The organism is Hyphomicrobium nitrativorans NL23, assembly GCF_000503895.1.
GTDB lineage: Bacteria > Pseudomonadota > Alphaproteobacteria > Rhizobiales > Hyphomicrobiaceae > Hyphomicrobium_C > Hyphomicrobium_C nitrativorans.
Window position 1 is genome coordinate 1,186,212 of the sequence record NC_022997.1, and the last position, 26,035, is coordinate 1,212,246.

Annotated in this window: 26 protein-coding genes and 1 pseudogene; 20 read left to right on the top strand and 7 right to left on the bottom strand. The window is 64.7% G+C overall.

What is annotated here, in order from left to right; translation table 11 throughout:
- Positions 1 to 4 precede the first annotated feature (4 nt).
- Positions 5 to 1,723, bottom strand: coding sequence for a methyl-accepting chemotaxis protein (locus tag W911_RS05485; RefSeq protein ID WP_244438607.1), 1,719 nt, complete (start codon positions 1,721 to 1,723; stop codon positions 5 to 7).
- Between the two features lie 400 nt (positions 1,724 to 2,123).
- Here W911_RS05485 and rplS point away from each other — a divergent pair, with 400 nt between their 5' ends.
- The 5 genes from rplS (at position 2,124) to trxB (ending at position 6,661) form a co-directional block, all read left to right on the top strand.
- Positions 2,124 to 2,789 carry a 50S ribosomal protein L19 gene (gene rplS / locus W911_RS05490; RefSeq protein WP_023786526.1) on the top strand — a complete coding sequence of 222 codons (666 nt, stop codon included), beginning with the start codon at positions 2,124 to 2,126 and terminating at the stop codon, positions 2,787 to 2,789.
- Positions 2,790 to 3,020: 231 nt separating this feature from the next.
- Positions 3,021 to 3,842: a type I methionyl aminopeptidase gene (gene map / locus W911_RS05495; RefSeq protein ID WP_023786527.1), complete on the top strand. Its 822-nt coding sequence runs from the start codon at positions 3,021 to 3,023 to the stop codon at positions 3,840 to 3,842.
- 26 nt (positions 3,843 to 3,868) lie between these two features.
- Positions 3,869 to 4,663 carry a RadC family protein gene (gene radC, locus W911_RS05500; protein WP_023786528.1) on the top strand — a complete coding sequence of 265 codons (795 nt, stop codon included), beginning with the start codon at positions 3,869 to 3,871 and terminating at the stop codon, positions 4,661 to 4,663.
- A 33-nt stretch (positions 4,664 to 4,696) separates the two neighbouring features.
- Positions 4,697 to 5,587, top strand: coding sequence for an alpha/beta fold hydrolase (locus W911_RS05505; RefSeq protein WP_023786529.1), 891 nt, complete (start codon positions 4,697 to 4,699; stop codon positions 5,585 to 5,587).
- 102 nt (positions 5,588 to 5,689) lie between these two features.
- The gene (gene trxB, locus W911_RS05510) at positions 5,690 to 6,661 is read left to right on the top strand and encodes a thioredoxin-disulfide reductase (RefSeq protein WP_023786530.1); all 972 of its coding nucleotides are present in this window, start codon (positions 5,690 to 5,692) and stop codon (positions 6,659 to 6,661) included.
- Between the two features lie 59 nt (positions 6,662 to 6,720).
- Here the strand turns inward: trxB and W911_RS05515 are convergent, their stop codons facing one another.
- Complete coding sequence (locus W911_RS05515; RefSeq protein ID WP_023786531.1) at positions 6,721 to 7,590, bottom strand: SMP-30/gluconolactonase/LRE family protein; 870 nt, start codon at positions 7,588 to 7,590, stop codon at positions 6,721 to 6,723.
- Positions 7,591 to 7,892: 302 nt separating this feature from the next.
- On the opposite strand from W911_RS05515, the gene W911_RS05520 reads away from it, so the two are divergent.
- The 12 genes from W911_RS05520 to W911_RS05575 all read left to right on the top strand — a co-directional run bounded on the left by W911_RS05520 (position 7,893) and on the right by W911_RS05575 (position 19,700).
- A complete protein-coding gene (locus W911_RS05520) occupies positions 7,893 to 8,795 on the top strand; it encodes a LysR family transcriptional regulator (RefSeq protein ID WP_023786532.1) in 903 nt (300 codons plus the stop codon).
- Between the two features lie 156 nt (positions 8,796 to 8,951).
- Positions 8,952 to 10,358, top strand: a complete 1,407-nt coding sequence (gene leuC, locus W911_RS05525; protein ID WP_023786533.1) for a 3-isopropylmalate dehydratase large subunit — start codon at positions 8,952 to 8,954, stop codon at positions 10,356 to 10,358.
- Between the two features lie 139 nt (positions 10,359 to 10,497).
- Complete coding sequence (locus W911_RS05530; protein ID WP_023786534.1) at positions 10,498 to 10,917, top strand: metallopeptidase family protein; 420 nt, start codon at positions 10,498 to 10,500, stop codon at positions 10,915 to 10,917.
- 105 nt (positions 10,918 to 11,022) lie between these two features.
- On the top strand, positions 11,023 to 11,559 hold the full coding sequence (locus W911_RS05535) for a hypothetical protein (protein ID WP_023786535.1): 537 nt from the start codon (positions 11,023 to 11,025) through the stop codon (positions 11,557 to 11,559).
- A gap of 76 nt (positions 11,560 to 11,635) precedes the next feature.
- Positions 11,636 to 12,067 (top strand): hypothetical protein, encoded by a 432-nt coding sequence (locus W911_RS05540; protein ID WP_023786536.1) that lies wholly within the window; start codon positions 11,636 to 11,638, stop codon positions 12,065 to 12,067.
- Between the two features lie 38 nt (positions 12,068 to 12,105).
- Complete coding sequence (gene leuD / locus W911_RS05545) at positions 12,106 to 12,711, top strand: 3-isopropylmalate dehydratase small subunit (RefSeq protein ID WP_023786537.1); 606 nt, start codon at positions 12,106 to 12,108, stop codon at positions 12,709 to 12,711.
- Between the two features lie 179 nt (positions 12,712 to 12,890).
- The gene (locus W911_RS05550; protein WP_023786538.1) at positions 12,891 to 13,913 is read left to right on the top strand and encodes a D-alanyl-D-alanine carboxypeptidase family protein; all 1,023 of its coding nucleotides are present in this window, start codon (positions 12,891 to 12,893) and stop codon (positions 13,911 to 13,913) included.
- A gap of 214 nt (positions 13,914 to 14,127) precedes the next feature.
- Positions 14,128 to 14,358, top strand: coding sequence for a hypothetical protein (locus W911_RS05555; RefSeq protein WP_041317592.1), 231 nt, complete (start codon positions 14,128 to 14,130; stop codon positions 14,356 to 14,358).
- A 302-nt stretch (positions 14,359 to 14,660) separates the two neighbouring features.
- The gene (locus W911_RS05560) at positions 14,661 to 16,160 is read left to right on the top strand and encodes an FAD-linked oxidase C-terminal domain-containing protein (protein WP_023786540.1); all 1,500 of its coding nucleotides are present in this window, start codon (positions 14,661 to 14,663) and stop codon (positions 16,158 to 16,160) included.
- Positions 16,161 to 16,170: 10 nt separating this feature from the next.
- On the top strand, positions 16,171 to 17,391 hold the full coding sequence (locus W911_RS05565) for an FAD-binding protein (protein ID WP_023786541.1): 1,221 nt from the start codon (positions 16,171 to 16,173) through the stop codon (positions 17,389 to 17,391).
- A 45-nt stretch (positions 17,392 to 17,436) separates the two neighbouring features.
- Entirely contained in the window at positions 17,437 to 18,810 is a 1,374-nt protein-coding gene (glcF, locus tag W911_RS05570; RefSeq protein ID WP_023786542.1) for a glycolate oxidase subunit GlcF, read from the top strand.
- Positions 18,811 to 18,863: 53 nt separating this feature from the next.
- Positions 18,864 to 19,700 carry a metallophosphoesterase gene (locus tag W911_RS05575; RefSeq protein WP_081717649.1) on the top strand — a complete coding sequence of 279 codons (837 nt, stop codon included), beginning with the start codon at positions 18,864 to 18,866 and terminating at the stop codon, positions 19,698 to 19,700.
- A gap of 17 nt (positions 19,701 to 19,717) precedes the next feature.
- Here the strand turns inward: W911_RS05575 and mepA are convergent, their stop codons facing one another.
- Positions 19,718 to 20,857 (bottom strand): penicillin-insensitive murein endopeptidase, encoded by a 1,140-nt coding sequence (gene mepA, locus W911_RS05580; protein ID WP_023786544.1) that lies wholly within the window; start codon positions 20,855 to 20,857, stop codon positions 19,718 to 19,720.
- 205 nt (positions 20,858 to 21,062) lie between these two features.
- On the opposite strand from mepA, the pseudogene W911_RS18670 reads away from it, so the two are divergent.
- Positions 21,063 to 21,521 (top strand): annotated as a pseudogene (locus W911_RS18670) (alpha/beta family hydrolase); the annotation flags it as partial.
- Between the two features lie 91 nt (positions 21,522 to 21,612).
- On the opposite strand, the gene W911_RS05590 reads toward W911_RS18670, so the two are convergent.
- Both W911_RS05590 and W911_RS05595 read right to left on the bottom strand, forming a co-directional pair.
- Positions 21,613 to 22,026 carry a tellurite resistance TerB family protein gene (locus W911_RS05590; RefSeq protein ID WP_023786546.1) on the bottom strand — a complete coding sequence of 138 codons (414 nt, stop codon included), beginning with the start codon at positions 22,024 to 22,026 and terminating at the stop codon, positions 21,613 to 21,615.
- Between the two features lie 30 nt (positions 22,027 to 22,056).
- Positions 22,057 to 23,067 (bottom strand): alpha/beta fold hydrolase, encoded by a 1,011-nt coding sequence (locus tag W911_RS05595; protein ID WP_041316328.1) that lies wholly within the window; start codon positions 23,065 to 23,067, stop codon positions 22,057 to 22,059.
- A gap of 275 nt (positions 23,068 to 23,342) precedes the next feature.
- Here W911_RS05595 and folE point away from each other — a divergent pair, with 275 nt between their 5' ends.
- Positions 23,343 to 23,948 (top strand): GTP cyclohydrolase I FolE, encoded by a 606-nt coding sequence (gene folE / locus W911_RS05600; protein WP_023786548.1) that lies wholly within the window; start codon positions 23,343 to 23,345, stop codon positions 23,946 to 23,948.
- A gap of 73 nt (positions 23,949 to 24,021) precedes the next feature.
- Positions 24,022 to 24,837, top strand: a complete 816-nt coding sequence (locus tag W911_RS05605) for an SDR family oxidoreductase (protein WP_023786549.1) — start codon at positions 24,022 to 24,024, stop codon at positions 24,835 to 24,837.
- Positions 24,838 to 24,854: 17 nt separating this feature from the next.
- On the opposite strand, the gene truA is transcribed toward W911_RS05605, so the two are convergent.
- Together truA and W911_RS05615 are read right to left on the bottom strand one after the other, a co-directional pair.
- On the bottom strand, positions 24,855 to 25,616 hold the full coding sequence (truA, locus tag W911_RS05610) for a tRNA pseudouridine(38-40) synthase TruA (RefSeq protein WP_041317601.1): 762 nt from the start codon (positions 25,614 to 25,616) through the stop codon (positions 24,855 to 24,857).
- A 159-nt stretch (positions 25,617 to 25,775) separates the two neighbouring features.
- On the bottom strand, positions 25,776 to 26,027 hold the full coding sequence (locus W911_RS05615; RefSeq protein ID WP_023786552.1) for a hypothetical protein: 252 nt from the start codon (positions 26,025 to 26,027) through the stop codon (positions 25,776 to 25,778).
- Positions 26,028 to 26,035: the final 8 nt, after the last annotated feature.

A 26,035-nucleotide genomic window follows, 5' to 3' on the forward strand; every position in this document is an offset into this window, starting at 1 on the left:
AGATTTATGCGGCCCGCACCGTTGCGAGGAAACGATCGACCTCCGATTTCAGCGACCGGCTGTCGCCCGAGAGCGACTTTGCAGACGCCAGCACCTGGGAGGATGCGCTGCCCGTTTCGGATGCGCCCTGGCTCACGGCGGTGATGGAGGAGGCGACTTCGCTCGTGCCCTTCGCCGCCTCGACAACGTTGCGGCTGATTTCCTGCGTTGTCGCGCCCTGCTGCTCGACGGCTGCCGCGATGGCGCCGCTGACCGTCGAGATGCGGTTGATGGTGGAGGCGATCTGATTGATGGCGTCCACGGTGTTGCGCGTGGAGTTTTGCATGCTCAGGATCTGGTTGCCGATGTCGCTCGTCGCCTTGGCGGTCTGAGCGGCGAGGGCTTTCACCTCCTGGGCGACCACCGCGAAGCCCTTGCCGGCATCGCCGGCGCGCGCGGCTTCGATGGTGGCGTTCAAGGCCAAGAGATTGGTCTGGCCCGCGATCTGGTTGATCAATTCCACGACAGCGCCGATGCGCTCGGCCGACTCGGCGAGTTCGACCACGTTGGCGTTCGTTTCGGAGGCCTGGCGGACGGCTTGCTCGGCGATGGAGCTGCTTTCGTGGACCTGGCGGCCGATCTCCTGCACCGTCATGGAGAGCTGCTCCGAGGCGGCGGCCACTCCCTGGACGTTGACGGAGGTCTGCTCGGATGCGCTGGCGACCGTTCCGGAAAGCTCCTGCGTCGAGGCGGCGTTGAGGGTGAGCTGACCCGCGGCCGCTTCGAGTTGGGAGGAGGCGGAGGATACGGTCTCGACGATGCGTCCGACGCTTTCCTGGAACTGGTTGGCGAGGCGGATCATCTCGGCTTTGCGCTCGGCGGCGGCCCGCTTGTCGCGTTCGATCTGCTCGGCGCGCAGACGCTCGGTTTCGAGCAGGTTCTGCTTGAAGACCTCAACGGCGCCCGCAATCTCGCCGATCTCGTCGCGGCGGCCGGTGCCGTAGATTTCGATGTCGGTGCGGCCGGAGGCGACGTCGAGGATCGACCGTGTCATGCGCTCGATGGGGCGCGCCAAGTTTTGAATGACGAGCCAGATGCCCGCTGCAAGGGTGAGGAGCGAGATGATCCCCATCGTAATCGCGGTGCGAAGTGCGGTATCGCGCGCGCTTTCGGACGCGGCGTTGGTCGTCTCCACGTACGTCTCGTAGTGGCTCGAAACTTTGCGGAGTTGCTCGTTCAGCGCCTGGCGGTTGGCCCGGTTGGCGTCGTTGTCGCCGTACTGGCGGGCGGCGGGAAGGGAGACCTCACGGGCGAGGCGCACCAGCTCGGTGCGGAAGCCCGCGAACTCGGTAATCGTTTCCTTGGTCTTGGCGAATTCCGCGCGCTGCTCTTCCACGACCGTTTCGGCCCAGAGGTCCGTCGTTCGCTCCAACTCGGCCAGATTCTTGATAACGCCTTCGCCGAAGGGCCGTGCCGAGGACCACGTGTCGGACATGTAGATGCCGCGAGAGTCCATCACGACGGCGTAGACGAGGCCGTTGATCCTTTCGAGATAGGTCTGGCCGGTCCGGGCCTGCATCGCCAACTCCTGGGCGGCGCCCTGGGTCGTGAGGCTTTGATAGGAGAGAGCTGCGCCGATGACGGGCACGAGTGCAAGGAACGAGATGAGGGCTACGACCTTGTGCTTCAGCTTGATGTCGTGAAGCCCGGGGACGGCGCGGAGCGAGGAGGGAAGGCGCAACATGGGGAAATCCATTCACGATGTGTGGGTGGAGACTTTTGCTTAGATACAGTTTTATCTATTCACCCTTACCAATTGAATAATGGTCTATATTTCCCCCTCTCCCTCGCCAGCCTGGGCCAGTAGCGGTCTGTTCGGGCGTGTGGCCGGGCTCTCGGCCAGGACCTGCCCCTTTTGGGGTATGGGGCGTGCTATGAGTGCGCGGGACGGAGCGGCGTGTCCGCTCGCGACATCCGCTCTCGACATCTACTCTCGACAGGCGCTGGCGTTTCGGTTATAGCCCGCCGCCAGTATTCCCCTTTTTAAGGGTTGCTCTCCTATGGGAGCCGCATGAGCCGTACACGCCGGGGTTTCTCGGGTGCGGCTCCTCTGCCCATGATGCATAAGCAAAAAGGCGCAACAAATGAACATCATTCAAGAGCTCGAGCGCGAGCAGATGGATGCCGTGCTCCGGACCCGCTCGGTTCCCGAGTTTTCCCCCGGCGATACCGTCAAAGTGATGGTGAAGGTGGTCGAGGGCGAGGGCAAGAACCGCAGCTCGCGTCTTCAGGCCTATGAAGGCGTGGTGATCGCCCGCTCCGGTGGCGGCCTCAACGAGAGCTTCACGGTTCGCAAGATTTCTTACGGCGAGGGCGTGGAGCGCGTGTTCCCGATCTATTCGCCTTACATCGCCGAGATCGAGGTTCTGCGCCGCGGTAAGGTCCGCCGCGCGAAACTCTATTACCTGCGCGGCCGCCGCGGCAGGGCCGCGCGTATCGTCGAGCGGACGGACGCGCGCGCGCGCCGCCTCAACGCGCAGTGGAAGGGCTTCAAGAAGCCGAAGGGCGAGGCCGACGATTTCACGCAGATCAAGGGCATCGACGCCGATCTCGCCGCCCGTCTGCGCCACCTCAACTGCTACAAGTTCGATCAGGTCGCGAATTTCTCCGACGAGGACATCGCGAACGTCGACGAGGCGCTGGCGCTCAAGGGCCAGATCGAGCGCGACGACTGGGTCGGCGAAGCGCGCCGCCTGCTCGCCGAGGCTTCCGCTGAGGAAGTTCCCGCCGAGGAAGAGAACAAGGCGTAATTCGGCGCTCCGCTCTCGGGCGGGGGCGGCCGGCTACGGATCAGGAGCGGCGGCATTGCCTTCGAGGCGGCCGCCGCTTTGCTTTTTTTGGTCTGGCCTCGCCAGGTGCCTGTGCATTGCGCCGTGCCCGAATTGGACTACATTGCCTTCGAGCCTTGGCGCAGAGTTCCCATGTAGGATGCGCGACGGGGGGCTCTCTCGATTTTATCAGCGAAACACCGAGCGAGTTTGATGTCCAATATCGAAGTCATCCGGAACCGGGAGAGCGGCGGGATCATCCTGCACGGGCCCGAGGCCTTCGCCGGGATGCGCAAGGCCGGTCAGCTTGCCGCTCAGGCGCTCGACATGCTGGCACCGCACGTGGTGCCGGGCGTCTCGACGGAAACGCTCGACAATCTGGTGCTGGATTTCGCACTCGCGCACGGGGCGGTGCCCGCGACACTCAATTACCGCGGCTACATGAAGGCGTCCTGCACCTCGATCAATCATGTGGTGTGCCACGGTATTCCGGGGCCGAAGCCGCTGCGCGAGGGCGACATCGTCAACATCGACGTCACGCTGATCGTCGACGGCTGGCACGGCGACACGAGCCGCATGTATGCCGTGGGCGCCATCAGCCGCCGGGCAGAGCGCCTGATCGAGGTGACGTATGAAGCGTTGATGCGCGGCGTTGCAGCCGTGAAACCCGGCAACACGACGGGGCATATCGGCGAGGCGATCCAGACGTATGCCGAAGCCGAGCGGTGCAGCGTGGTGAAGGACTTCTGCGGGCATGGTCTGGGCCGCGTGTTCCACGACCGGCCGAATATCCTGCACTACGGCGAAGCGGGTGAGGGCGTGACGCTTGAACCTGGCATGCTGTTCACCGTCGAGCCGATGATTAATCTCGGCAAGCCGCATGTGAAGGTTCTGGCGGACGGATGGACGGCGGTGACGCGGGATCGCGAGCTGTCGGCGCAGTTCGAGCATACGGTAGGGGTTACGGAGACGGGCGTTGAAGTGTTCACGCATTCTCCGGCCGGTCTCGAATGGCCGTCCGCGGCCAAAAGCTGAGTCTATGAGACCATGACGGACTAGCGATGCGCGAGAGCGGCCCGAGAGACCTGAAGGTGTCTGCTCCGGCGGCCCCGCTGGCGGAGGGCGCTCGTGGGCCGTCGAATGAGGCCGATGCGCAGGGCTCTCTCCTCGAAGCCCCTGCCACCCAATCGCTCGTTTCCGGTCATCGCCAGCGGTTGCGCGATCGATTCCGCAAAGGTGGCGCGGAGGCGCTGCCCGATTACGAGCTTCTCGAACTCGTGCTGTTTCGCGCCATTCCACGACGAGATACGAAGGCGCTCGCCAAGCGGCTGCTCGCGCGGTTCGGCTCGTTTGCGCAAGTGGTCAACGCGCCGGACGCCAGGCTCAAGGAAGTGACGGGCGTGGGCGAGGCCGTGATCACGGAACTCCGTTTGATCCGCGCGGCCGCCTTGCGGCTGATGCAGGGCGAGATTGCCTCCAAGCCGCTGTTGTCGTCGTGGGCGCAGGTGCTCGATTATCTTCGCGCCGCGCAGGGGTTCGAGGAGCGCGAGCAATTCCGCATTCTGTTCCTGGACAAGAAGAACCGGCTCATCGCCGACGAGATCCAGGGGCACGGCACCGTCGACCACACGCCGGTTTATGTGCGCGAGGTGGTGAAGCGGGCGCTTGAGCTCGCGTCCACGGCGATCATTCTCGTCCACAATCATCCATCGGGCGATCCGACACCGTCGCGTGCGGACATCGACATGACGCGGATGATCATCAACGCGGGAAAGCCGCTCGGCGTACAAGTGCACGATCACATCATCGTCGGGCGTGCGGGGTATGCGAGTTTCCGGGCGATGCAACTCATTTAAGAGCGATCCATCCGGCTCCATGATAGCGCTTCCATGACTGCCTTCTTCGATCGTCAGCTCGCCTTACGGCCCTATCGTCTCGATCGCTTTCCGCCCGCGCGCGCGGGCGATCTCGCTTACAAGCGGTTTCTCAAGCCGCGCTTCTCGTCGCGGCGCAGTTCCGATCACGTGGCGCTTGCGGAGCGGGCGCGCTTCCATCTCCGTCATGCCGCATGGGTGCGCGTGCCAACAACGGAAGGGGTGGTGCAGGCCTACGTGTTCGAGCCCGACGCGAACGCGGTTTCGCGCGGGAGCGTGCTGATCGCGCACGGCTGGACCAGCGAAGCCTCCTTCATGGCGGTGATTGCCGAGCAGCTTCGGCGTGCCGGGTTTCGCGTGGTCGCGTTCGATCAGCCGGCGCATGGCCGGAGCGCGCGGACGGAAGCGAGCCTGATCGATTGTGCGCGTGCTTTACGTCAGGTGGCCGACGCGCTGGGGCCGACGCCGTTCGTCGTGACGCATTCGATGGGCGGGCTTGCCGCATTGCTTGCCGGCGCAGGCGGGCGGCCGATGGGTTCCGGCTATCCGTTCGCGCGTTACGTGCTGATCGCCTCGCCAAACCGCTTCCGGGCGATTACGGACGAATTCGCGGACGAGGTGGGTCTCGGGCTCCATGCGCGGCGCGCCTACGAGCGGCATCTGGAACGCGTCGCGCACCGGAGCATGTCGTCTTTCACGGCGGCAGACCTGCTGGCTGTGACCGAGCGTCCAGCGCTTGTCATCCATGCGCGCGACGACGCCGAAGTCGCGTTCGCTCATGCGGAGGAGATCGCGGCGCGTTGTCCGCAGGCCGAGCTGCGCGCCGTCGATGGCGTGGGGCACCGGAATATTCTGTTCGCGCCCCCCGTGATTCGGGCAGTCGTGTCCTACCTGACCGTAGCTTGAGCGAAATTCCCGTGCTTTTCGTAGGGCTCGCGCTCTCGCTCCTCCTCGCCTATATCAGTGCGACCGCTGGCTGGATCGCCATGCGGCATCAAAGGGTCGATCATGAGCAATTCCAAGCACGCACGCGTCATCATTCTCGGGTCGGGGCCGGCCGGCTACACGGCGGCGATCTACGCGGCCCGGGCCATGCTCAGTCCCGTGATGATCCAGGGCAACCAGCCCGGCGGTCAGCTCACCATCACGACGGACGTCGAGAACTATCCCGGTTTTGCCGACGTCATCCAGGGGCCGTGGCTCATGGAGCAGATGAAGGCGCAGGCCGAGCATGTCGGCACCGAGATCATTATGGATTACATCGTGCGCGTGGATCTCTCGCAGCGGCCGTTCCGGCTCGAAGGCGATTCGGGCGACACGTACACGTGCGATGCGCTGGTCATCGCGACGGGTGCGCAGGCGCGCTGGCTCGGCATTCCGAGCGAGGAAACGTTCAAAGGGTTCGGCGTGTCGGCGTGCGCGACCTGCGACGGTTTCTTCTACCGCGGGAAGGAAGTGGTCGTCGTCGGCGGCGGCAACACGGCCGTCGAGGAGGCGCTGTTCCTTACGAACTTCGCGAGCCGGGTTACGATCGTGCATCGGCGGGATACCTTCCGTGCGGAGCGCATCCTGCAGGATCGGCTGTTCAAAAATCCCAAGATCGAGGTGGTCTGGGACAGCGCGCTCGAAGAAATCGTGGGGAGCGACGATCCACGTTCGGTCACCGGCGTGCGGCTTCGCAACGTGAAGACGGGCGAAATTACCGAGCGTCCGGCGGACGGCGTGTTCGTTGCGATCGGGCATGCGCCAGCGACGGAGCTGTTCCACGGGCAACTCAACATGAAGGGCGGCGGCTATCTCCAGACGGCGCCCGATTCCACGGCTACCAATGTGGCTGGCGTGTTCGCGGCGGGCGACGTCACCGACGACGTCTACCGGCAGGCCGTTACGGCGGCCGGGATGGGCTGCATGGCGGCGCTCGAAGCGGAGCGCTTCCTCGCGCACGAGGGTGTCACGGCGGAAGCGGCGGCGGCGGAATGAAAAAGCCGGCCTCACCGAGTGTGAGGCCGGCTTATGATCTCGCGGGCAGTTAGGGCCGGTCAGAATTTATAGGCTGCGACCTTGCCGTCCACCATCAGCGGGATGATCGCGGTGCGGGTGGACGGGATGAAGCCGAGATCCGCCGTTCCCTGCGACAGGCTTAGGATTTCACGCGCTTCGCCGTTCCTCGCGATCTGAAACACCTTGCCCGCGATCCAGTCGGTCACGATGTAGCTCTCGCCGTCGAAGGGCTCGATACCGTCGAGGTTGCCGATCGGGGTGGCGCCGCCGAGGTCGGTGATCGTCTTGTCGGCGAGGGATACCGTCATCAGGTGGCCGGGAACTTCGGTCGCGAAGGTCTCGGGGTTCATTACGCCCCAGGCGGCGACGACCAGCCGGTCGCTCTCCACGAGAAGACCGTTCGGGTTCTTCAGGCGGTCGCTTTCCAGCCACTTCTCGAACTGGCCGCCGGAGAGGCGCCAAATCGCGTTGCCACCCCAGTCCGACACATAGACGTTGCCGTCCGCATCGGCTGCGACGTCGTTCAGGATTTTGGCGCCGGGCGCCTGATATCTGTTCGTGATCCGCCCATCCGCCGTGTCGATCTCGATCAGGGTGTCGATGTCGGCCGCGTAGAGGCGGTTGCCGACCAGTTCGAGCCCCTTGGGCGAATGAAGGCCTTCGACCCACTTCTGGTTGACCATCTCTCCATCGAGCGAGATCTTCGAAATGAAGCCCTTGCCGGCCTTCGCGATCGGCGAGCCCGCCGTGTTGCTGACGTAGATTACGTTGGCTTCGGTATCGGGAAGCGCGCTCTCGGGGCCTTCGAAACCGGAAAGCTCCCACTGCCTGGCCGGTTGGTCCGAGCCTCCGCACGCCGCAAGGGAGAGGGCGAGGAGGGGGATGGCAACGTAAGCAAGCCGCATCATGGGATCAGACCTCGTTCTGGGAGCCGCCGCCTCTTGAAGGATCGGAAGCGGATAGTTGTTCCCGAGCCGGCGCCAAAAGGCATTTGCCTGACTTATAGGCAATCGGCTCTCGCGTGCCAACGGACGACGCCCCTGCGGTGGAACCGCGCGGGTGGGGATTTTTTCGCAGCCGTGCGGGATTTGATCACAAATAGTCGTAAATTGCCCGCCATGTGGCGGCTAAGGTGTGTGAGCGGATCGTCCGTGGGCAGGTGAGGCTGCGGACAGCCGGTGCCTTTTTCGCCGTTTCCGGAGATGCGGGCATGGATTGGGACAAGCTCAGAATTTTTCATGCGGCCGCCGCGGCGGGCAGCTTCACGCACGCGGGCGATGCGCTCCACATGAGCCAGTCTGCCGTCAGCCGGCAGGTTTCCGCGCTCGAACGCGATCTCAAGGTGACGCTGTTCCACCGCCATGCCCGTGGCCTCGTGCTCACCGAGCAGGGCGAATTGCTCTACAGCACCGTCGCGGAAGTGATGAGCAAGCTGCAGACCGCCGAGACTCTGCTTGCGGATTCGACGAGCAAGCCCTCCGGTGTGCTGACCGTTGCCGCGCCGGTCGGTCTCGGGACGGTCTGGATCGGGCAGCGGCTTCGGGAGTTCATGGACCTCTATCCCGACATCCGCATCGACCTCCTGCTCGACGACGATCAGGTGGACATCGCGATGCGCGAGGCGGACGTTGCGATCTGGACGCGGGAGCCGGAACACGCGGATCTTATCCGCAGACCCCTTTTTACGGCCACGGTGCGGCCGATGGCGTCCACCAAGTACACGCGCCGGTTCGGGGTGCCCGAAACCCTGGCGGACCTCGACGGGGGCGGGCATCGCATCCTGTCCTATAACGGTGTGCCGCAGCAGTTGCTGCCCGCCATTACGTGGCTGGAAAACGCTGGGCGCGACGGTCTGGAGCCGAGGGAGCCGGTGTTCCGCTCCAACAGCGTGGTCGCGATCCAGCACGCTGTCCTGGCCGGGATCGGGATCGGGATGATCCCCGATTACATGACCGAACAGGATGCCGATCTCATTCCCGTTCTGCAAAAGATCGAAAGCCAGCTGCCGAGCCTGCCCGTGCTCTACGTCTATCCGGAGGAGCTTAAGGGCTCGAAGAAGGTGCAGGTGCTGCGCGACTTCCTGGTGGCGAAGGCGCGCCATTGGCGGGAGTGAGCCGCTCTTTCGTTTGCATGGCTTCGCCATGACGCCCCCGGACGCTGACGCGTCGGTTTTGTTGCGGCTTATCGGCTGGCTAACGCCCGCTGATTTGCAAGGCGCCCTGGGAAACGCTATCTGAGGGGGAATTCCCCAACTTCGAGCCCAAAACCCATGGCCAAGACGCTCTACGACAAGATTTTCGACGATCACGTGATCGACCGGCAACCCGACGGCACCTGCCTGCTCTACATCGACCGCCATCTCGTCCATGAGGTGACGAGCCCGCAGGCGTTCGAGGGGCTGCGCATGAGCGGCCGCAAGGTGCGGGCGCCCGAGAAGACGCTTGCGGTCGTCGATCATAACGTGCCGACGACGGACCGCACGCGGGGGATCGCGGACGCGGACAGCCGCATTCAGGTCGAGACGCTGGCTCAGAACGCGCGCGACTTCGGCGTCGAGTATTTCAACGAGCTCGACAAGCGGCAGGGCATCGTCCACGTGGTCGGGCCGGAGCAGGGCTTCACCCTGCCCGGCACCACTATCGTCTGCGGCGACAGCCACACTTCGACGCATGGCGCGTTCGGCGCGCTGGCGCATGGCATCGGCACGAGCGAGGTCGAGCATGTGCTCGCGACCCAGACGCTGGTGCAGAAGAAGGCCCGCAACATGCGCGTGACGGTGGACGGCGCGCTGCCGCCGCATATCACGGCTAAGGACATCATCCTCGCCATCATCGGCGAGATCGGCACGGCGGGCGGGACCGGCTCGGTGATCGAGTATGCGGGCGAAGCGATCCGCGCTCTTTCCATGGAAGGCCGGATGACGGTCTGCAACATGTCGATCGAGGGTGGCGCGAGGGCGGGGATGATCGCGCCCGACGCGAAGACCTTCGAGTTCATCAAGGGCCGCCCGCGCGCGCCCAAAGGCGCCGCCTGGGATATGGCGATGCGCTACTGGGAGACGCTCAACACGGACGAGGGCGCGCACTTCGACCGCGAAGTGCGTCTCGACGCGACCAAGTTGCCGCCGATCGTTTCGTGGGGCACGAGCCCTGAAGACGTGGTGTCGGTTGCCGGTACGGTTCCGAACCCCGCCGATCTGGCGGACGAGAACAAGCGGGCCTCGATGGCGCGCGCGCTCGATTACATGGGCCTCGCGCCGGGAACCCGGATCACCGACATTGCGCTCGACGTGGTGTGGATCGGCTCTTGCACGAATGGGCGCATGGAAGACCTGCGCGAGGTTGCCCGCATCGTGGAGGGCAAGAAGATTTCGGAGCGGCTCGCCTACGCGATGATCGTTCCGGGCTCGGGACTGGTGAAGGAACAGGCCGAGGCCGAGGGGCTCGACCGGATCTTCAAGGCGGCCGGTTTCGAGTGGCGGGAGCCCGGCTGCTCCATGTGCCTCGGTATGAACCCGGATCAGCTCAAGCCGGAACAGCGCTGCGCCTCGACCTCGAACCGCAATTTCGAGGGGCGTCAGGGCTATCGGGGCCGCACGCATCTGGTTTCGCCCGCTATGGCCGCCGCGGCCGCTCTTGAGGGGCATTTCGTCGACATTCGGACCTGGCAGGGCTGAGGCCGGATGTTTGCGTGGCCGGTGCCCGCTTGCCGCGGCGCCGCCTGCAGGGGCTGCGTGCCGGCGCTGGCCGCACTTGCGGTCAAAGGGCTTCCGAGCCTATCTCTTCCGCTCAAAAGAAGGAGCTTGGGCGGAAACGATGGCGAGCAAGACGGACTGGAAAAATGCGGCAGCGCCTACGCTTGCCGATTTCGAGATCATTGCGGCGGCAGCGTGGGAGCGGATCCAGCCGGAGTTTCGCGAGGTCTGCGGAGATCTCGTCATCCGGGTCGAGGACTTCGGGCTCGACGAGGTGCTTGACGAACTCGGTATCGAAAGCCCGTTCGATCTCATGGGGCTTTACCAGGGCGTGTCGCTCGACAAGAAGAGTGTGCTCGACGTGCCGCGCGAGCCGGATATGGTCTTTCTCTATCGCCGGGCCATTCTCGACTACTGGACGGAAAGCGGCGAAGAGACGCTGGGAGAGATTATCACTCACGTTCTCGTGCACGAGATCGGCCATCATTTCGGCTTCTCGGATGCGGATATGGAAGACATCGAATCCGAGGTTACGCATTGAGACAGAGCCTCGTCCGCTGCCAGCGTGAATGTTAACTTTTGCAGCAGATGTTGTGGGACTGTTTGCTACGGGGGCGCGTGCGGGGTGTCGCGTAGAGGTGTTCGTTTGACGGCTCATCGCTCGAAGGTGCGGGCGTTCGCTTGGCTTGGGCTCTTCGTTTGCCTGGCGGCCGCCGGGCTTCCTGCGCGTGAAGCGCGCGCGGAGAACGTGCCGACGCCGGAGGAGTACGTCGATCACGTGGGGGGCGACGCCCATGTGCTGGCTCCGGGCGAGTTGAAGCTCGACGGGCGTCAGCAAGTGTGCGGGCAGAGGCCGACCGTCATCGATAGCCAGCTCGACGACTACGGTGCGGCCTATCCGGGGTTCCTGATCCTCAATCCGAGGCTGCTGTCGCAAGTGACCACCGCGGTGAAGCAGTGGATCTTTGCGCACGAGTGCGGCCATCAGTTCCGCGGACCCGACGAGGAGGCGGCGGACTGTTTCGCGGTTCAGCGCGGGCGGCGCATGGGTTGGCTCGACGAGCAGGGCCTCGAAGAGATCTGCACGTTCATCACGCCCTCCAAGGGCGGAAGCATGCACTTCTCCGGCGCGCATCGGTGCGAATACATGCGTAAGTGCTACGCCGATCCCTCCGTTCGGTAGCGGCGCGCCTTATCCCCGGAATGGCGGGAGCACCTAGGATGGACCCCGAACGGCTCCATCCGAGCGGCGAACGCCCATGCACCTTCTGGACACCCCCAAGCGGCTGCTTTCGCTAGCCGAGACGCTCCATCGCTGGTCGGGCCTTTTGAGCGCCCTCGACCGTCCGCGGCGCTCCAAGGTGGCGCGCTATGCCGAGACCATCGCCCTTACCCTCGGGCGGGCCGCCCGTTTTGCCGTGCGGCTGGCGGAGGATCCGGGCGACAGAGTGGCTGAGCGGGGGCTCGTCCGGGAGCTGGGGCGGATCACGGGTTATCTTGAGACCCTCGTCGGCGTGCTCAAGCACCATCTTGACGGACGAAAGCTCGCTGGCGTTAAAAGGCGGCTTGAACAGCTCGGTTCGCGCCGGGCAGGCCGCGCCTCGGGAGGAGCGGCCGCCCGCGTTCGTATCGATCGGTTGCTCGCCGCCGAAGGCTATTTTCGTGCGCTGGCCGACAGCCTGCGCGTATAAGCCCTTCCCAGGGACGGAAGACTCCAGGGACGAAAAAGATGCAGAAATTCATTACGCTTACGGGTGTCGCCGCACCGTTCCCGCTCCGGAACGTGGACACGGACATGATTATCCCCAAGCAGTTCCTGAAAACCATCAAGCGGACGGGGCTCGGCAAGTCGCTGTTCTATGAGCTGCGCTACGACCAGAGCGGGGCTGAAAACCCGGATTTCGTGCTCAACAAGCCGGCTTACCGGAACGCGGAGATCCTGATCGCGGGCGAGAACTTCGGCTGCGGATCGTCGCGCGAGCACGCGCCGTGGGCGCTGCTCGATTTCGGCTTCCGTTGCGTGATTGCGCCGGATTTCGCCGACATCTTCTTCAACAACTGCTTCCAGAACGGGATTTTGCCGATCAAGCTGCCGCAAGCAGACGTCGACAAGTTGCTCGACGATGCGGGCCGGGGGGCGAACGCGACGCTGACGGTCGACCTCGAAGCGCAGGAAATTCGCGGCCCGGATGGCGGCGTGATCCGCTTCGACATCGATCCGTTCCGTAAGCATTGCCTGTTGAACGGCCTGGATGCCATCGGGCTCACGCTCGAAAAGGAAAAGGCGATCCAGGATTTCGAAGCGCGTGACGCAAACGCGCGGCCGTGGGCGTAATCGGTCGTTCAAAGCACTCATGATCTGCTAAATCGGCCCGTCGCGTTGCCGCGGCGGGTGCGAATATGTTAGAGCGCGGTCAGTATATTCGGATCGTGATTGCGCTTCGATGTTTTCCGAGACCGATGTGTCAGGCTTCCGACCGATAGGGTCCGAAGCGATCTGGTCCAGGAGGCTTCATGCGATTGGCGTGGATCTTTGCCGCTTTGTCGGTGCTGGCGATGTCGGCCGGCGGACCTGCTTTCGCCCGCGGGCCGGCGCTCGTGTTCGATGCCGCGGACGGTACGGTGCTCTATGCCGACGATGCCGACGATCACTGGCATCCCGCTTCTCTCACCAAGATCATGACCGCCTACGTGACGTTCAAGGCGCTCAAGGCGGGCAAGCTCAAACTCGATCAACGGATCCCCTATAGCCTGCGCGCGCAGATGCAGCCGCCGATGCGGCTCGGCCTCAATCTCGACGCCACGCTGACCGTCGATCAGGCGCTGAAGGCCTTGATCATCCGCTCGGCCAATGACGTGGCGGTGATGCTGGCGGAGGCGATCGGCGGGAGCCAGATGCAGTTCGTCTCGTTCATGAACGAGACGGCGCGCGATCTCGGCATGACGCGGACGACGTTCGTCAATCCGCACGGGCTGCCGGCCCCGATGCAGGTCACCACGGCGCGCGATCTCGCGAAGCTCGCGCGCGCGGCGATCCGCGATTTTCCCGAGCATATGGCCTATTGGTCGATGTTCGATGCCAGGATCGGCAAGTTCCGCATCGCCTCGCACAACGGGCTGCTCAGCACGTACACCGGCGCGGACGGCATGAAGACGGGCTTCATCTGCGATTCCGGCTACAACGTCGTGGCGAGTGCGACGCGGGACGGGCGGCATATCATGGCGGTGGTTCTGGGCGAGACGACGAGCGCGCGGCGCACGATCCGCGCGGCGTATCTGCTTGAGCATGGTTTCGATATCTACGACTGGAAACGGATGCTGGAGCAGACGGCGGATCTCGACACGATGCCGATGCCCAAGGCGCCCAACGGGGTGGTGAGCATCCGTTCGTCGGTGATGTCGTACGTCTGCGGTACGGGCCCGCCGCGGCGCGCGAAGCAGCAGAAGACCGTGACCCGGAAAAAGCCTTCGTCCCCACCGCAGACCGCGGAGCAGAGGAAGCAGGGGACGCCTCCGGCCGGGAAGGCCGTTCGTTAACGCCGGGGCCTTGCCCGCGACTGCGGCGCGTATAGCTTCAGGGTGGGACAGTGCCATTTTCCGCTGGAGCCAATTTTGGGACGGCAAACAGCCTCCCTAGCCCGAAACGGGGCGCTGGGCCGGTATTTCAATGCTTTTTTGGATTGCCGGGCCGCTCTCGGCGTTTGGCTTCGATCTTGCTCCCATCTTCTCGAATTCGATTCGAGAGGACGTTATGCGGAATACTTCGGGCCAGAACGACGAACTGCTCGCCGATGTGCCGGACTCGGAACTGATGGCTGTTGTGCTGGAAGGCCGGCACGGCAGCTATGCGGCCGAGGTGGCCGAATTCTTTGCGCTTTTGCATCGCCAGCTTGGCGACCGGGGGCGGTCGCAGGCGTGGGGTGGCGTCGCGCGCCTCGTGCGCCGCCGCGAGCATGACCGGATGCTGGCGACGGTTCAGTAGGCTCGTCCGCGGGCTTCAGATCCGCTGCGGCCGATCTCTTCCGACTTCCGCGACGTGTCTGTGCGTGTGCTTCGGCACCACCCGCTGCCTGGCGGTCGCACGCGCCTCTTTGCGAATCGAACGGCGCCGACGCGATCCTTGCAGCCTCTCCTGGTTTTCGACGCATGCGAACCGGCCTGAAGCGGGCGGTGCGCAGCGCGCGGCGGCGTGTTGCCGGAGGCGCCGCGACATGCGAGACTCGCGGCCGCTCCGGCTGGGATTTTTTCCGCAGCCGTGAAAGAATCCGAGAGATTGACTGCGCGATGTCGATGATCGAGCTGCCGCTACCCGATCCTGCCGTGCTGAACGCTCGCGAGCAGATCGTTCGCGATCTCATCGGGATCTGCGGCGAGGATGCGGTGATCTCCGACGAGGACGGGCGGCGCACGTTCGAGACGGACGCGCTGACGGCTTATCGGCGGATGCCATTGGCCGTGGTGCTGCCGACCTCCACCGAGGACGTCGCGGCGGTGCTGAAGTATGCCAAGGCGCGCGGGATCAAGGTCGTGCCGCGCGGGGCGGGGACGTCGCTCTGCGGGGGCGCGCTGCCGGCCGAGGACGCAATTGTGCTGGGCGTCTCGAAGATGAACCGGGTGCTGGATCTCGACTATCGGAACCGCTTCGCTCGCGTCGAGACGGGTATCACCAACCTTGCGATCTCGGCGGCCGTGGCCGAGGAGGGGTTTTTCTACGCGCCCGACCCGTCGAGCCAGCTTGCGTGTACGCTGGCGGGAAACCTCGCGATGAATTCGGGCGGGGCGCACTGCCTCAAGTATGGCGTGACGACGAACAACGTGCTTGGCGTCAAGCTGGTGACGATGGACGGCGAGATCGTCGAGATCGGCGGATCGTACCTCGACGCGGAAGCCTACGACCTGCTGGCGCTGATCGTGGGGTCGGAAGGCCAGTTCGGGATCATCACGGAGGCGACCGTGCGCATCCTTCGCGCCGCAGAGGGCGCGCGGCCGATGATGATCGGGTTCGAGACTTCTGCGAAGGCCGGGATCTGCGTCGCGCGGATCATCGCGTCCGGCATCATTCCGGTCGCGATCGAATTCATGGACCGGCCTGCGATCGAGGTGTGCGAAGCGTTTGCGAAGGCGGGCTATCCAACCGACGTGGAGGCCTTGCTCATCATCGAAGTGGAAGGCTCGGAGCAGGAGATCGTGGACCGGCTCGCCTATATCGCGAGCATCGCGCATGAACTCAATCCGCAGGCGCTCGTCGTCAGCGCCTCCGACGAGCAGAGCGCGAAGATCTGGAAGGGGCGGAAGTCGGCGTTCGGTGCCATCGGCAGGCTCGCCGACTACTACTGCATGGACGGCACCATTCCGCTCGGGCATCTGCCGCACGTGCTGGAAGAGATCTCGGCCATCTGCGCGCGGTATGGGCTGCGCGTGGCGAACATTTTCCATGCGGGAGACGGCAACCTGCATCCGCTCATCATGTACGACGCGAATTCTCCGGGTGAGATGGAGAAGGCGGAACGTGCGGGGGCGGAGGTTCTCAAGCTTTGCGTGTCCGTCGGCGGGTGCCTGACGGGCGAGCACGGCGTTGGAATCGAAAAACGCGACCTCATGAAGGCACAATTCACGGACGAGGATCTCGCCGTGCAACTCCGCATCAAAGCGGTGTTCGATCCCGACTGGCTGCTCAATCCCGGCAAGGTGTTCCCGCTCGATTCCGTGGAGCAGGCGATGGCCGAAGCAGACCGTGCGGCGCGAGGCGGAGTGTCCGCCGCCGGCCCGGCCGAAGCGGCTTGAGGAGCGGCCAATGGACGACATCATGAGACCCGCCACGGAGTGGGAGCTCAAAAGCATGATGACGGCGCTGAGGGAACGCGCGATCCCCGTCGAGATCATGGGCGCGGGATCGAAGCGCGGCGTGGGCCGGCCCGTGTCTGCGCCTGTCGCGATGACGACGGCGGGCATGCGCGGCATCTCGCTCTACGAGCCGTCCGAACTGGTGATGGCCGCGCGGGCGGGCACGCCGCTCACACAGATCGAGGTGGAGCTGGCTTCGCGCGGGCAGATGCTGCCGTTCGAGCCGATCGACCTCGGGCCGGCGCTTGGCGCGGGGGCGGGGCTGCAAACCATCGGTGCGGTGTTCGCGGCCAATCTGTCCGGCGCGCGCCGTATTTCGAACGGGGCGGCGCGCGATCATCTGATCGGGATGCGCGGCGTCAACGGACGCGGGGAGATTTTCAAATCCGGCGGGCGCGTGATGAAGAACGTGACCGGATACGATGTGGCACGCGGGCTTTCGGGAAGCTGGGGCACGCTGGCCGTGTTCTCTGAGGTGACGTTCAAGGTGCTGCCGCTGCCCGACGACGTGGTGACCCTTGTCTATCCGGATCTGACGGACGATCTCGCCGTCGAGTTGATGAGCCTTGCGCTGACGCAGCCGTACGAAGTGTCGGGGACGGTGCATCTCTCGCAAGCGCTGGCCGGAAGGCTCCGGCATAAAGGGCTTGCCAGCGCGGGGCAGCCGCTGACGGCGATCCGCCTCGAAAATTTCACGCGCTCCATTACGTACCGCAAGCAGAAGCTGCGGGAGGTTCTCGTCGCATATGGAACGCCGATAGAGCTCGAACTCGAAAGCTCGCTCGAATTCTGGGCGGAAGCGCGCAAGCTCTCCTTCTTGCTGCCGAACGGCACGCATCTGTGGCGCATTTCGACGACGCCGAGCCAGGCCGCAGCCCTCGTGGCCGCGGTGCGGCGGCATATGGCGGTGGAGGCGTTCTACGACTGGTCGGGCGGGCTCGTGTGGCTCGAAACGCCTGCGTCGGCGGACGCGGGAAGCGCCGATATTCGCCGCGCGGTTGCGAGCCACGGCGGGCATGCGACGCTGATCCGGGCCGATCAGCCGGTGCGCCAGTCGGTCGACGTGTTCCAGCCGTTGGCGCCCGCTGTCGACCGGATCACGCGCGGCATCAAACAGGCGTTCGATCCGCTGGGGCTGCTCAACCCTGGACGCATGTACGCTTCGATGTAGAAGAGGAGGAAGCCGAAACGCTTCTCTCCGATCCAAAGGCCCGAGATGCAGACGAACTTCAGCCCTGAGCAGCTCGCCGATCCGCGTACGGCGGAGGCCGACCGCATTCTCAAGCGGTGCGTGCACTGCGGGCTGTGCACCGCCGTGTGCTCCACCTACGTGGTGCTCGGCGACGAGCGGGACAGTCCGCGCGGGCGCATCTATCTCATCAAGGACATGCTGGAGCGGCAGGACGAGCGCGCGCCCACGCATGAGGTTCGCCATCATCTCGACCGCTGCCTGACGTGCCTCTCCTGCATGACGACGTGCCCGAGCGGGGTGGATTACATGCACCTCGTCGATGCGGCGCGGGCGCATATCGAGGAGCGGACCCAACGCAGCTTCAAGGAGCGGGCGTTGAGGGCGATGCTCGCGTTCGTGCTCCCTTATCCGATGCGGTTCCGCCTGGCGCTCAAGGCCGCCGGGCTCGGACGGCCGCTCATTCCGTTGTTCGAGCGGTTCGGGCTCAAGGAAGTGGCGGCGATGCTCGCGCTCGCTCCGAAAGAGGGCGTTTCGCGCGAGGGCCGCTTCCGGGGCGCGGGAACGGCCGTGACCCACAGCGAGAGGCGCGCGCGCGTGATCCTCATGACGGGTTGTGTGCAGCCCGTGCTGCGGCCCGACATCAACGACGCGACCATCCGGTTGCTCGCGCGGCGCGGGGTCGATGTCATCGTTTCGCACGGCGCGGGCTGCTGCGGCGCTCTGGTGCATCATCTCGGCCAGGAGACGGAGGCACATCAGCATGCGCGCCGCAACGTCGATGCCTGGTCGAAGGAGGTGGAGCGGGGCGAGGTGGATGCGATCATCGTCAATGCCTCGGGTTGCGGGACGACGGTGAAGGACTACGGGCACATGCTCCGGCACGATCCGGCCTATGCGGCGCGCGCGGCGCGCATCTCGGCTCTGGCGCGGGACGTTTCCGAATTTCTCCACGAGTATCAGCTCGGCGCGCCTGAGCGCTGGTCGTCCATCCGGGTGGCGTATCACTCGGCCTGCTCGCTGCAGCACGGGCAGCGCGTGCACGACGAGCCGCGCGCGCTTCTGAAGCAGGCGGGCTTTGCTGTGGTCGATGTGCCGGAAGGCCACATTTGCTGCGGTTCGGCAGGCACATATAACATCCTGCAGCCGGAGATCGCGGGCGAACTCAGGGCACGCAAGCAGAAGAACATCCGCACGACGCGCGCGGACGTGGTGGCCGCCGGCAACATCGGCTGCATGACGCAGCTTGCAGGCGGGCTGGACGTTCCCTTCGTGCATACGGTGGAGCTGTTGGACTGGGCCTACGGCGGGCCGGTTCCAGCCGGTCTCGAACACCTGGCCCCCTTCGTCAGCGATGTGCCACGGCCCCGCCGGCATGTTGCCGACTACATCGAGACTTGATTATTATTTGCTGTCATGCGTCCGCCATCGGGCGCACTTAGATAAGCCGGTCCATGACTTCAAACCTCAACGAGGCCCCTTTGCTCGGCCGGGTGGACCGGAGAGACGAGTGGGGGCCCTTCGACATCATTGGCGACGTGCACGGATGCGCGGGCGAGTTGGAGTCGCTTCTCGTGCGGCTGGGCTACGACGTGCGCTGGAGCGGTGTTCCCGGTGCGGTGGACGTCAGCGTGACGCCGCCTGCGGGTCGTCGCGCGATCTTCGTCGGCGATCTCATCGACCGCGGTCCGCGCGCGCCTGACGTGCTGCGGATCGTGATGAGTATGGTCGAGAGCGGGGCGGCGATGGCCGTGCCCGGCAATCACGACGTGAAGTTCATGCGCTGGCTCGACGGCAAGAAGGTCGCGCCCACGCATGGGCTCGACCGGACCATCGCGCAGTTCGAAGCCGAGCCGCGTGCGTTTCCAGCGCGCGTGAAGACGTTCTTCGAGGCACTGCCGGTCTACCTGTGGCTGGAAGGCGGGCGGCTTGCGGTCGCGCACGCAGGCATCAAGGATGAGATGCTGGGCGAAATATCGGGCGAAGTGCGCCGGTTTTGTCTTTACGGCGAGACGTCGGGCGAGACCGACGAATTCGGCTTGCCGATCCGCTATCACTGGGCGGCGGAGTATCGCGGGCGGACGACGGTTGTTTACGGCCATACGCCGGTGCCGGCGGCGGATTGGGTGAACAACACCATCTGCATCGATACGGGATGCTGTTTCGGCAATGCGCTTTCGGCGCTGCGGTGGCCCGAGCGGGAGATCGTGTCGGTTGCGGCCGAACGCGTCTATACGGTGCCGGTGCGGCCATTCGGGCATCCGCCACCGCGGCCGGGGGCGGTGATTTAAACGGCGGTTTCGAGCGATCAGCGATTGTTCGTGAGCGACGTTGTGGTTGCCGGTGCCGCGTCCTTCGGAGGTGCGGCGTTCTTGGAGCGGTCGACGACCTTTTGATATTCGGTCGGGGGCGTGTGCCCGCCTGCCTTCAGCACGGTGCTGCATTCGTCCGGGAGGTCGGCCAACGTCATCTCGGGCTTCGGCAGCCGTGGGGGTGCGGGCTTGGCCGGCGGCTTTTTGGCTTGTGCCGGCGGCGCGGGCGGCTTGGGCGCGACGCGCTTGAGCCACTGATCGAGTTCCTTTCCGCAGCCGTCATCCTCGCCCACGGCATGTTGCGCCTGGCAGCTCGTGGAATTCGCGGGGCAGCGCATGCGGATGTGGAAGTGGTAGAAATGGCCGAAGACGGGGCGCACCTTGCGTAGCCACGAGGGATCGGCGCCCGGCGATTCGCAGAGCGCTTTCTTCAGCGCAGGATGGACGAGGACGCGCTCGACCTCGGGATAGGACGCGGCGCGTTTGATGAGCTTTTCCTGGCCTTCGCCCCATACCTTTCGATTGACGGAGACGCGGTCGGCGGCAAGCATCGAGACGGCCGACATGTCCTCGCGCTCGCGTTTGGTGAGGGTGCGGTCGGGCATTGGCGTGAGCCAGACGTCAGCATCGAGGCCGATCTGATGGCTGGTGTGGCCGGAGACCATCGGCCCGCCACGTGGCTGCGAGATGTCGCCCACCAGCAGGCCGGGCCATTCTTTGGCATCCGTCGTTTCGCGCGCCAAGCGTTCGACGAGCGAGACGAGTTTCGGATGGCCCCAGTTGCGGTTGCGCGAGAGGCGCATGACTTGCCAGCCGGGGCCGTCGACGGCGAGGGCCTTGGCGCCTGCGAGACAGCCTTTCGCATAGAAGCCGACGGCGCGGGCCGCGATGGGCGCGCCGGTTTTCACGGTGCCGAAAAGCTGCTTGGCCGTGGGGGCCTTTTTCTTGATCCCGTAGTTCGCCGCGCTGGCCGGAACGGGTGGTTTTCTTGCCGGCAAGGGAATGGCCACGCTTGCCGCTTGCACCGTCCCTGCCGACGTGAGCGTCGTTCCGACGCCGATGGCCGTGGCAAGTACGGTCAGCGGGACGGAAAGCCAGATTGCGGCGCGTGTTGCTGTGCGTCGGGAGAAAACCATAAAACCCCGCGGCAAATCGTTCGTCCGCATCCTACCCGCGGGCTGGGCGAAAATGCGACCCCCTTTGTGGATCGCGCGGAAATTGTAAGATTTCACCGTTCACCTGGCGAGGCATGCGATGCCGTTTCTCATTACAGGATCTTCCGACGCGAAGACGACCGTTTTGCTCGCGCCAGGGGCCGGTGCGCCCGTAACGAGCGCGTGGATGGATGCGCTGTGTGCCGCTCTGGGAGAGGCTGGGGTTCGCGCGCTACGTTTCGATTTCGACTATATGGCGGCCCGGCAGCGGACGGGAAGCCGGCGCCCGCCGCCCAAGGCCGAGGCATTGATGGCGGAGTATGAGGCTGCCGTTGCAGCGGCGGAGGCGTTGGGCGTGCGCGGACGGCTGCTCATCGGCGGAAAGTCGCTCGGAGGGCGGGTCGCGAGCCTTGTCGCGCAAACGCTGTTCGACGGCGGGCGTATCGCGGGCCTTGTGTGTCTTGGCTATCCGTTCCATCCGCCGAAGCAGCCCGAGAAGCTGAGAACTGCGCATCTTTTGGATCTCACCTGCCCGGCGTTGATCGTGCAGGGCGAGCGCGATCCGTTCGGCGGTCCCGAGGAGATCGCGACATATGGATTGTCGGATGCGATCCGTGTGCATTGGGCGCGAGATGGCGATCACGATCTTGCGCCGCGGCGAAGCTCGGGCGCGACGCTCGACGGGAATCTTCTCGAAGCGGTGGGGAGATCGTACGCTTTGCCGATGGTCTGGTTTGTCAGAGCTGATGGTGGCGCGCGCGGGCGGCGCGGCGCAAGGCGGCGCAGACGAGATCGTCCATCTCCAGATTGGATGCGAGCAGGGCGAGAAACTTCTCCTCTTCGTGGTGCACGGCGAGATCCGAGGCGGCGACCTCCGCGCAAAGCACATAGGCCGTTTCATAGAGTTCCGGCGTCAGCGTCGCCTTGACGAGGTCGAGCACATTTTCGACGCCGTGCGGCTTGCGCAGCAGCTTGCCGCAGTCCTGAGCGGCGTCGGCCAGCCAGTCGTCGGTGTAGGCCCTGAAGGGGGGAAGTTCGCGGACGATGGAACCGATGCGGTTGAGTTCGTCGGTCGTGATCGCGCGGTCAGCGGCAGACACGGTCACCATGGCGTAGATCAGTGCTTCGGGCGGCGAGATATTTTTGGTCATTGCGTTGTGGGCTTTCTCAGCGGGGATGGCTCAGGGAAGGCTTTTTGAAGGAAGAGCGGCGAGCGCGTCGAGAAGCGTGGCGTTGAAGCGTTTCGGGTCTTCGACCTGAGGCGAGTGGCCGAGATCGGGGAAGGCGATCAGGCGACTACCTGGGATGCGCTGCTCGGCCTCGCGGGCGAGGACGGGATAGTTGCCGAGCGTCTCCGCGATTTCGGGCGGTGCCCGGTCGCGGCCGATGGCGGTGGTGTCGCGCTCGCCGATGATGAGGACGGTCGGGACGGAGATGCGCGGGAACTCGTGCACGACGGGCTGGGAAAAGACCATGTCGGAGGCGCGGGCTTGCGAAAGCATCGCAAGGTCGCTGTCGTCGCCCTGATACATGGAGGCGAGCATGTCGACCCAGCGGTCGTACTCGGGGCGCCAATTTCCGCCGAAGTAGACCTTCTGCTGATAGGCCTTGATGCTCGCGGCGGTCGTTTTGCGCTCGCCTTGGAGAAGCTGGTCGATCGTGCGGGGCGGTACGCCTTTTGCGCTCCAATCTTCCAAGCCGATCGGGTTGACGAGCACGAGCGCGCCGGTGTCTTCGGGGAAGCTCAGGGCGTAGCGGGTGGCGACCATGCCGCCCATGGAGTGCCCGATCAGGATCGGTTTCTCGACGCCCAGGCTTTCGAGCAGGGCGTGCGTGTTCGCGGCGAGTTGATGGAAGCTCATCTGATAGGTCACGGGCTTGGTGGATTTGCAGAAGCCGACCTGGTCCGGCACCACGACGCGATAGCCCGCGCTCGCGAGCGGTGCGATGGCGCCCTCCCACGTGGCACCACAGAAATTCTTTCCGTGGAACAACACCGCGGTCTTGCCGTTGGCGGCGGGGCTTGGGGCGACGTCCATGTAGGCCATGACGAGGTCTTGGCCTTGAGAGGTAAGCGCGTGCTCTTTCACGGGGTGAGGGTAGGCGAAATCGGAGAGCATTCCGTCTGCACCTGCTGGGCTTGCGACGGCAACTAAAGCGGCTGCGAGACAGGCTCTGGCGTCATACGGCATGGGGTTCTCTCGCGTGGTCGGGGTGTTGCGCTCCGCATATGGGTCGGATCGTGCGCTGCACAAGTTTGCGGCCGAGTGCCGCAACGCGCGTATTAATCATAGGTTTCGCCCATCCGAAGGCGTATCCGGATTTTCTTCCCTTTCCCCTTCGGGCCCCTATGTTAGGGATGGCTGCGCTGGGCGCGCCTGATCCAGGACGTTCCCCAGCCCGTATGAGAGGTCGGTCCAAGTCATCACCTTAGTCATTATGTCGTACGAGGCATGCGCGCCGAACCATGAGCAATAAAATCATCAAACCAGACGCTTCCGAACTCTCCGTGCCGACACGCGAGGAGGCCGAGGCGGCCGTGCGCACGCTGTTGCGCTGGGCGGGCGACGATCCGACCCGTGACGGCCTTATCGAGACGCCGAAGCGCGTGGCCAAGGCGTTCCAGGACTATTTCCGCGGCTATAACGACGACCCGGAAGAGATCCTGCAGAAGACCTTCGAGGAAACCGAAGGCTACGACGAGATGATCGTGCTGCGCGGCATCCGTTTCGAGAGCCATTGCGAGCACCATCTGGCGCCGATCGTCGGCCGGGCGTGGGTCGGCTACATCCCGAATGGGCGCGTGGTCGGCATCTCGAAGCTTGCGCGGGTGGTGGATGTGTTCGCGAAGCGGCTTCAGATCCAGGAGAAGATGACCTCGCAAATCGCGAACATCATCGACGACGTGTTGAAGCCGCAGGGCGTGGCCGTCGTGATCAAGGCCGAGCACCACTGTATGACGACACGCGGCATTCATAAGCCCGGTACAGACATGGTGACGAGCCGGATGCTCGGCGTTTTCCGCGACAATGCGCTGACGCGGCAGGAGTTCCTTTCCGTTATCGACGATTGATCCCGATCATCAACTTTCAATTCGATGCGTTTCGTTCGCGCGGCCAGCTTGCTGCGTGCAGGAGAATGTCAGCGTGAGCGCGAGTAAGACAGTACTGATCACAGGGGCTTCGGTCGGGATCGGACGGGCAACGGCGAAGCTGTTTGCAGAGCGTGGCTGGAACGTTGCTGCCACCATGCGGCGACCGGAGGAAAGCGACCTCGCGTTCGTATCCGACCGTATCCGCCTTTATTCACTGGACGTGACGGATCAGTCATCGGTGGACATCGCGGTCGCGCGGGTCATCGCGGATTTCGGTGCGATCGACGTGGTGGTCAACAACGCGGGCTATGGCCTGATGGGCCCGTTCGAAGCGCAGACGGATGCGCAGATTCGCCGCCAGTTCGAGACCAACCTTTTCGGCATCATGAACGTGACGCGCGCGCTGCTTCCGCATATGCGTGCGCGCAAGCAGGGGCGCATCGTCAACGTCGGCTCGGCAGGAGGGCGCATGACGCTGCCGCTCTACTCCGCCTATTGCGCGACGAAGTGGGCGCTGGACGGGTTTTCGGAAGCGCTGTGGCTGGAGCTTCGCCATCACAACATCAAGGTGAAGATCATCGAGCCGGGGATGGTCAAGACGGAGTTCTTCGAGCGGCGCGAGCTTGCGACGAAGCCCGAATTGACGGCATACGACAGCTTTGTCGAGGCGGTGGCGCCCAATCTCCGCGCGTGGGAAGAAACTGGTGCGGAGCCCGAAGTGGTGGCGCGGAGCATTTGGCGCGCCTCGACGAGCTTCTGGCCGCGCCTGCGCTATCAGCCGAATGCCAAGTTTGCGGTGTGGCCGCGCGGCTGGATTCCGGGGCATCTCTACGTGCGGGTGATCCGGCGGCTGTTCAACGCGTGGTGAGACCTGCGCGTTGCGGGTCAGCTTTCCGTTTCGGAGCCGGGCGGATAATCGACGGCCGTGAGGTAGAGCCCTGATGCAGGCGCGACGGCGCCGCAGGCTGCGCGGTTGCGCGCTTCGAGGGCCTGGCGGAGATCGTCGGCCGTCCATTTTCCGTCGCCCACGAGCTTGAGGCTTCCGACCATCGAGCGGACCTGATTGTGCAGGAACGCGCGGGCGGACGCATAGACGTGGATTTCCTCGCCCGCGCGAACGACATCGAGACGGTCGAGCGTGCGCAGGGGCGATGCAGCCTGGCACTGGGTGGCGCGGAAGGTGGTGAAGTCGTGCCGGCCGACGAGGACGCGGGCGGCCTCCTGCATCGCTTCGGCGTCGAGCGGACGGGGAATCCACCACACCCGATTGCGCAGCAGCGCGGGCGGGCCGCGGCGTGCCAGGATGCGATAGAGGTAATGGCGCGCCGTTGCAGAGAAGCGCGCGTCGAACGTATCCGGCACCACGCGGCTTTCGATCACCGAGACGGGCTGCGGCTTGAGGTAAAAGTTGAGACCGTCGCGGAGCTTGTCTGCGGGCCAGTCCTTTTCGAGATCGACGTGGATGACCTGGCCGAGCGCGTGGACGCCTGCGTCGGTGCGGCCCGCGCCTCGGATACGCACGCTCGCGCCGGTCATCTTGAGAATGGCCGCTTCGAGAACGCCTTGCACGGAGACGCCCTCGGACTGGACTTGCCAGCCGACGAAGGGCGTGCCGTCGTATTCGATGGTCAGGCGATAGCGGGGCATACCGTAGACGCGCTCTTCTTGCGGCCCTGCTTGCACACGCGCGGTTTCCTATCGCGTTCTGCAGTGTCTCAGGAGCCGATGGCTTCCGCGTCAGGCTGATAGGGCTTCAGACGCCGACGGTCCAGAGCCTTCGGCGTCTCGATCTGAAGCACGGGGTCGTTAGCGGCGAATTCCACCGGGGGTGACGGTGTAATCGCGGATTTCGATTTCGACGTTATCGCTGCCTTCGGGCTTCACGATCACGTGGCGGTCAGAGGGGAGCGGGCGGAACACGCGCACGCCTTCCTCGACGGTGACAGTGGCGCCGTAAACGTCGCCGCGAACGACGCGGGTGGTGTGCCCGTCGCGGGCCACGGCCACGGTGGCGGTGAGAAGAAGGGCTGCGGCCGACGCCGAAACGAAGCGGATCATGGGTGTCT

Coding starts and splice junctions, on each gene's coding strand:
- W911_RS05485 (WP_244438607.1), bottom strand. CDS start 1,723: ATGTTGCGCCTTCCCTCCTCGCTCCGCGCCGTCCCCGGGCTTCACGAC.
- rplS (WP_023786526.1), top strand. CDS start 2,124: ATGAACATCATTCAAGAGCTCGAGCGCGAGCAGATGGATGCCGTGCTC.
- map (WP_023786527.1), top strand. CDS start 3,021: ATGTCCAATATCGAAGTCATCCGGAACCGGGAGAGCGGCGGGATCATC.
- radC (WP_023786528.1), top strand. CDS start 3,869: ATGCGCGAGAGCGGCCCGAGAGACCTGAAGGTGTCTGCTCCGGCGGCC.
- W911_RS05505 (WP_023786529.1), top strand. CDS start 4,697: ATGACTGCCTTCTTCGATCGTCAGCTCGCCTTACGGCCCTATCGTCTC.
- trxB (WP_023786530.1), top strand. CDS start 5,690: ATGAGCAATTCCAAGCACGCACGCGTCATCATTCTCGGGTCGGGGCCG.
- W911_RS05515 (WP_023786531.1), bottom strand. CDS start 7,590: ATGATGCGGCTTGCTTACGTTGCCATCCCCCTCCTCGCCCTCTCCCTT.
- W911_RS05520 (WP_023786532.1), top strand. CDS start 7,893: ATGGATTGGGACAAGCTCAGAATTTTTCATGCGGCCGCCGCGGCGGGC.
- leuC (WP_023786533.1), top strand. CDS start 8,952: ATGGCCAAGACGCTCTACGACAAGATTTTCGACGATCACGTGATCGAC.
- W911_RS05530 (WP_023786534.1), top strand. CDS start 10,498: ATGGCGAGCAAGACGGACTGGAAAAATGCGGCAGCGCCTACGCTTGCC.
- W911_RS05540 (WP_023786536.1), top strand. CDS start 11,636: ATGCACCTTCTGGACACCCCCAAGCGGCTGCTTTCGCTAGCCGAGACG.
- leuD (WP_023786537.1), top strand. CDS start 12,106: ATGCAGAAATTCATTACGCTTACGGGTGTCGCCGCACCGTTCCCGCTC.
- W911_RS05550 (WP_023786538.1), top strand. CDS start 12,891: ATGCGATTGGCGTGGATCTTTGCCGCTTTGTCGGTGCTGGCGATGTCG.
- W911_RS05555 (WP_041317592.1), top strand. CDS start 14,128: ATGCGGAATACTTCGGGCCAGAACGACGAACTGCTCGCCGATGTGCCG.
- W911_RS05560 (WP_023786540.1), top strand. CDS start 14,661: ATGTCGATGATCGAGCTGCCGCTACCCGATCCTGCCGTGCTGAACGCT.
- W911_RS05565 (WP_023786541.1), top strand. CDS start 16,171: ATGGACGACATCATGAGACCCGCCACGGAGTGGGAGCTCAAAAGCATG.
- glcF (WP_023786542.1), top strand. CDS start 17,437: ATGCAGACGAACTTCAGCCCTGAGCAGCTCGCCGATCCGCGTACGGCG.
- W911_RS05575 (WP_081717649.1), top strand. CDS start 18,864: ATGACTTCAAACCTCAACGAGGCCCCTTTGCTCGGCCGGGTGGACCGG.
- mepA (WP_023786544.1), bottom strand. CDS start 20,857: ATGGTTTTCTCCCGACGCACAGCAACACGCGCCGCAATCTGGCTTTCC.
- W911_RS05590 (WP_023786546.1), bottom strand. CDS start 22,026: ATGACCAAAAATATCTCGCCGCCCGAAGCACTGATCTACGCCATGGTG.
- W911_RS05595 (WP_041316328.1), bottom strand. CDS start 23,067: ATGCCGTATGACGCCAGAGCCTGTCTCGCAGCCGCTTTAGTTGCCGTC.
- folE (WP_023786548.1), top strand. CDS start 23,343: ATGAGCAATAAAATCATCAAACCAGACGCTTCCGAACTCTCCGTGCCG.
- truA (WP_041317601.1), bottom strand. CDS start 25,616: ATGCCCCGCTATCGCCTGACCATCGAATACGACGGCACGCCCTTCGTC.
- W911_RS05615 (WP_023786552.1), bottom strand. CDS start 26,027: ATGATCCGCTTCGTTTCGGCGTCGGCCGCAGCCCTTCTTCTCACCGCC.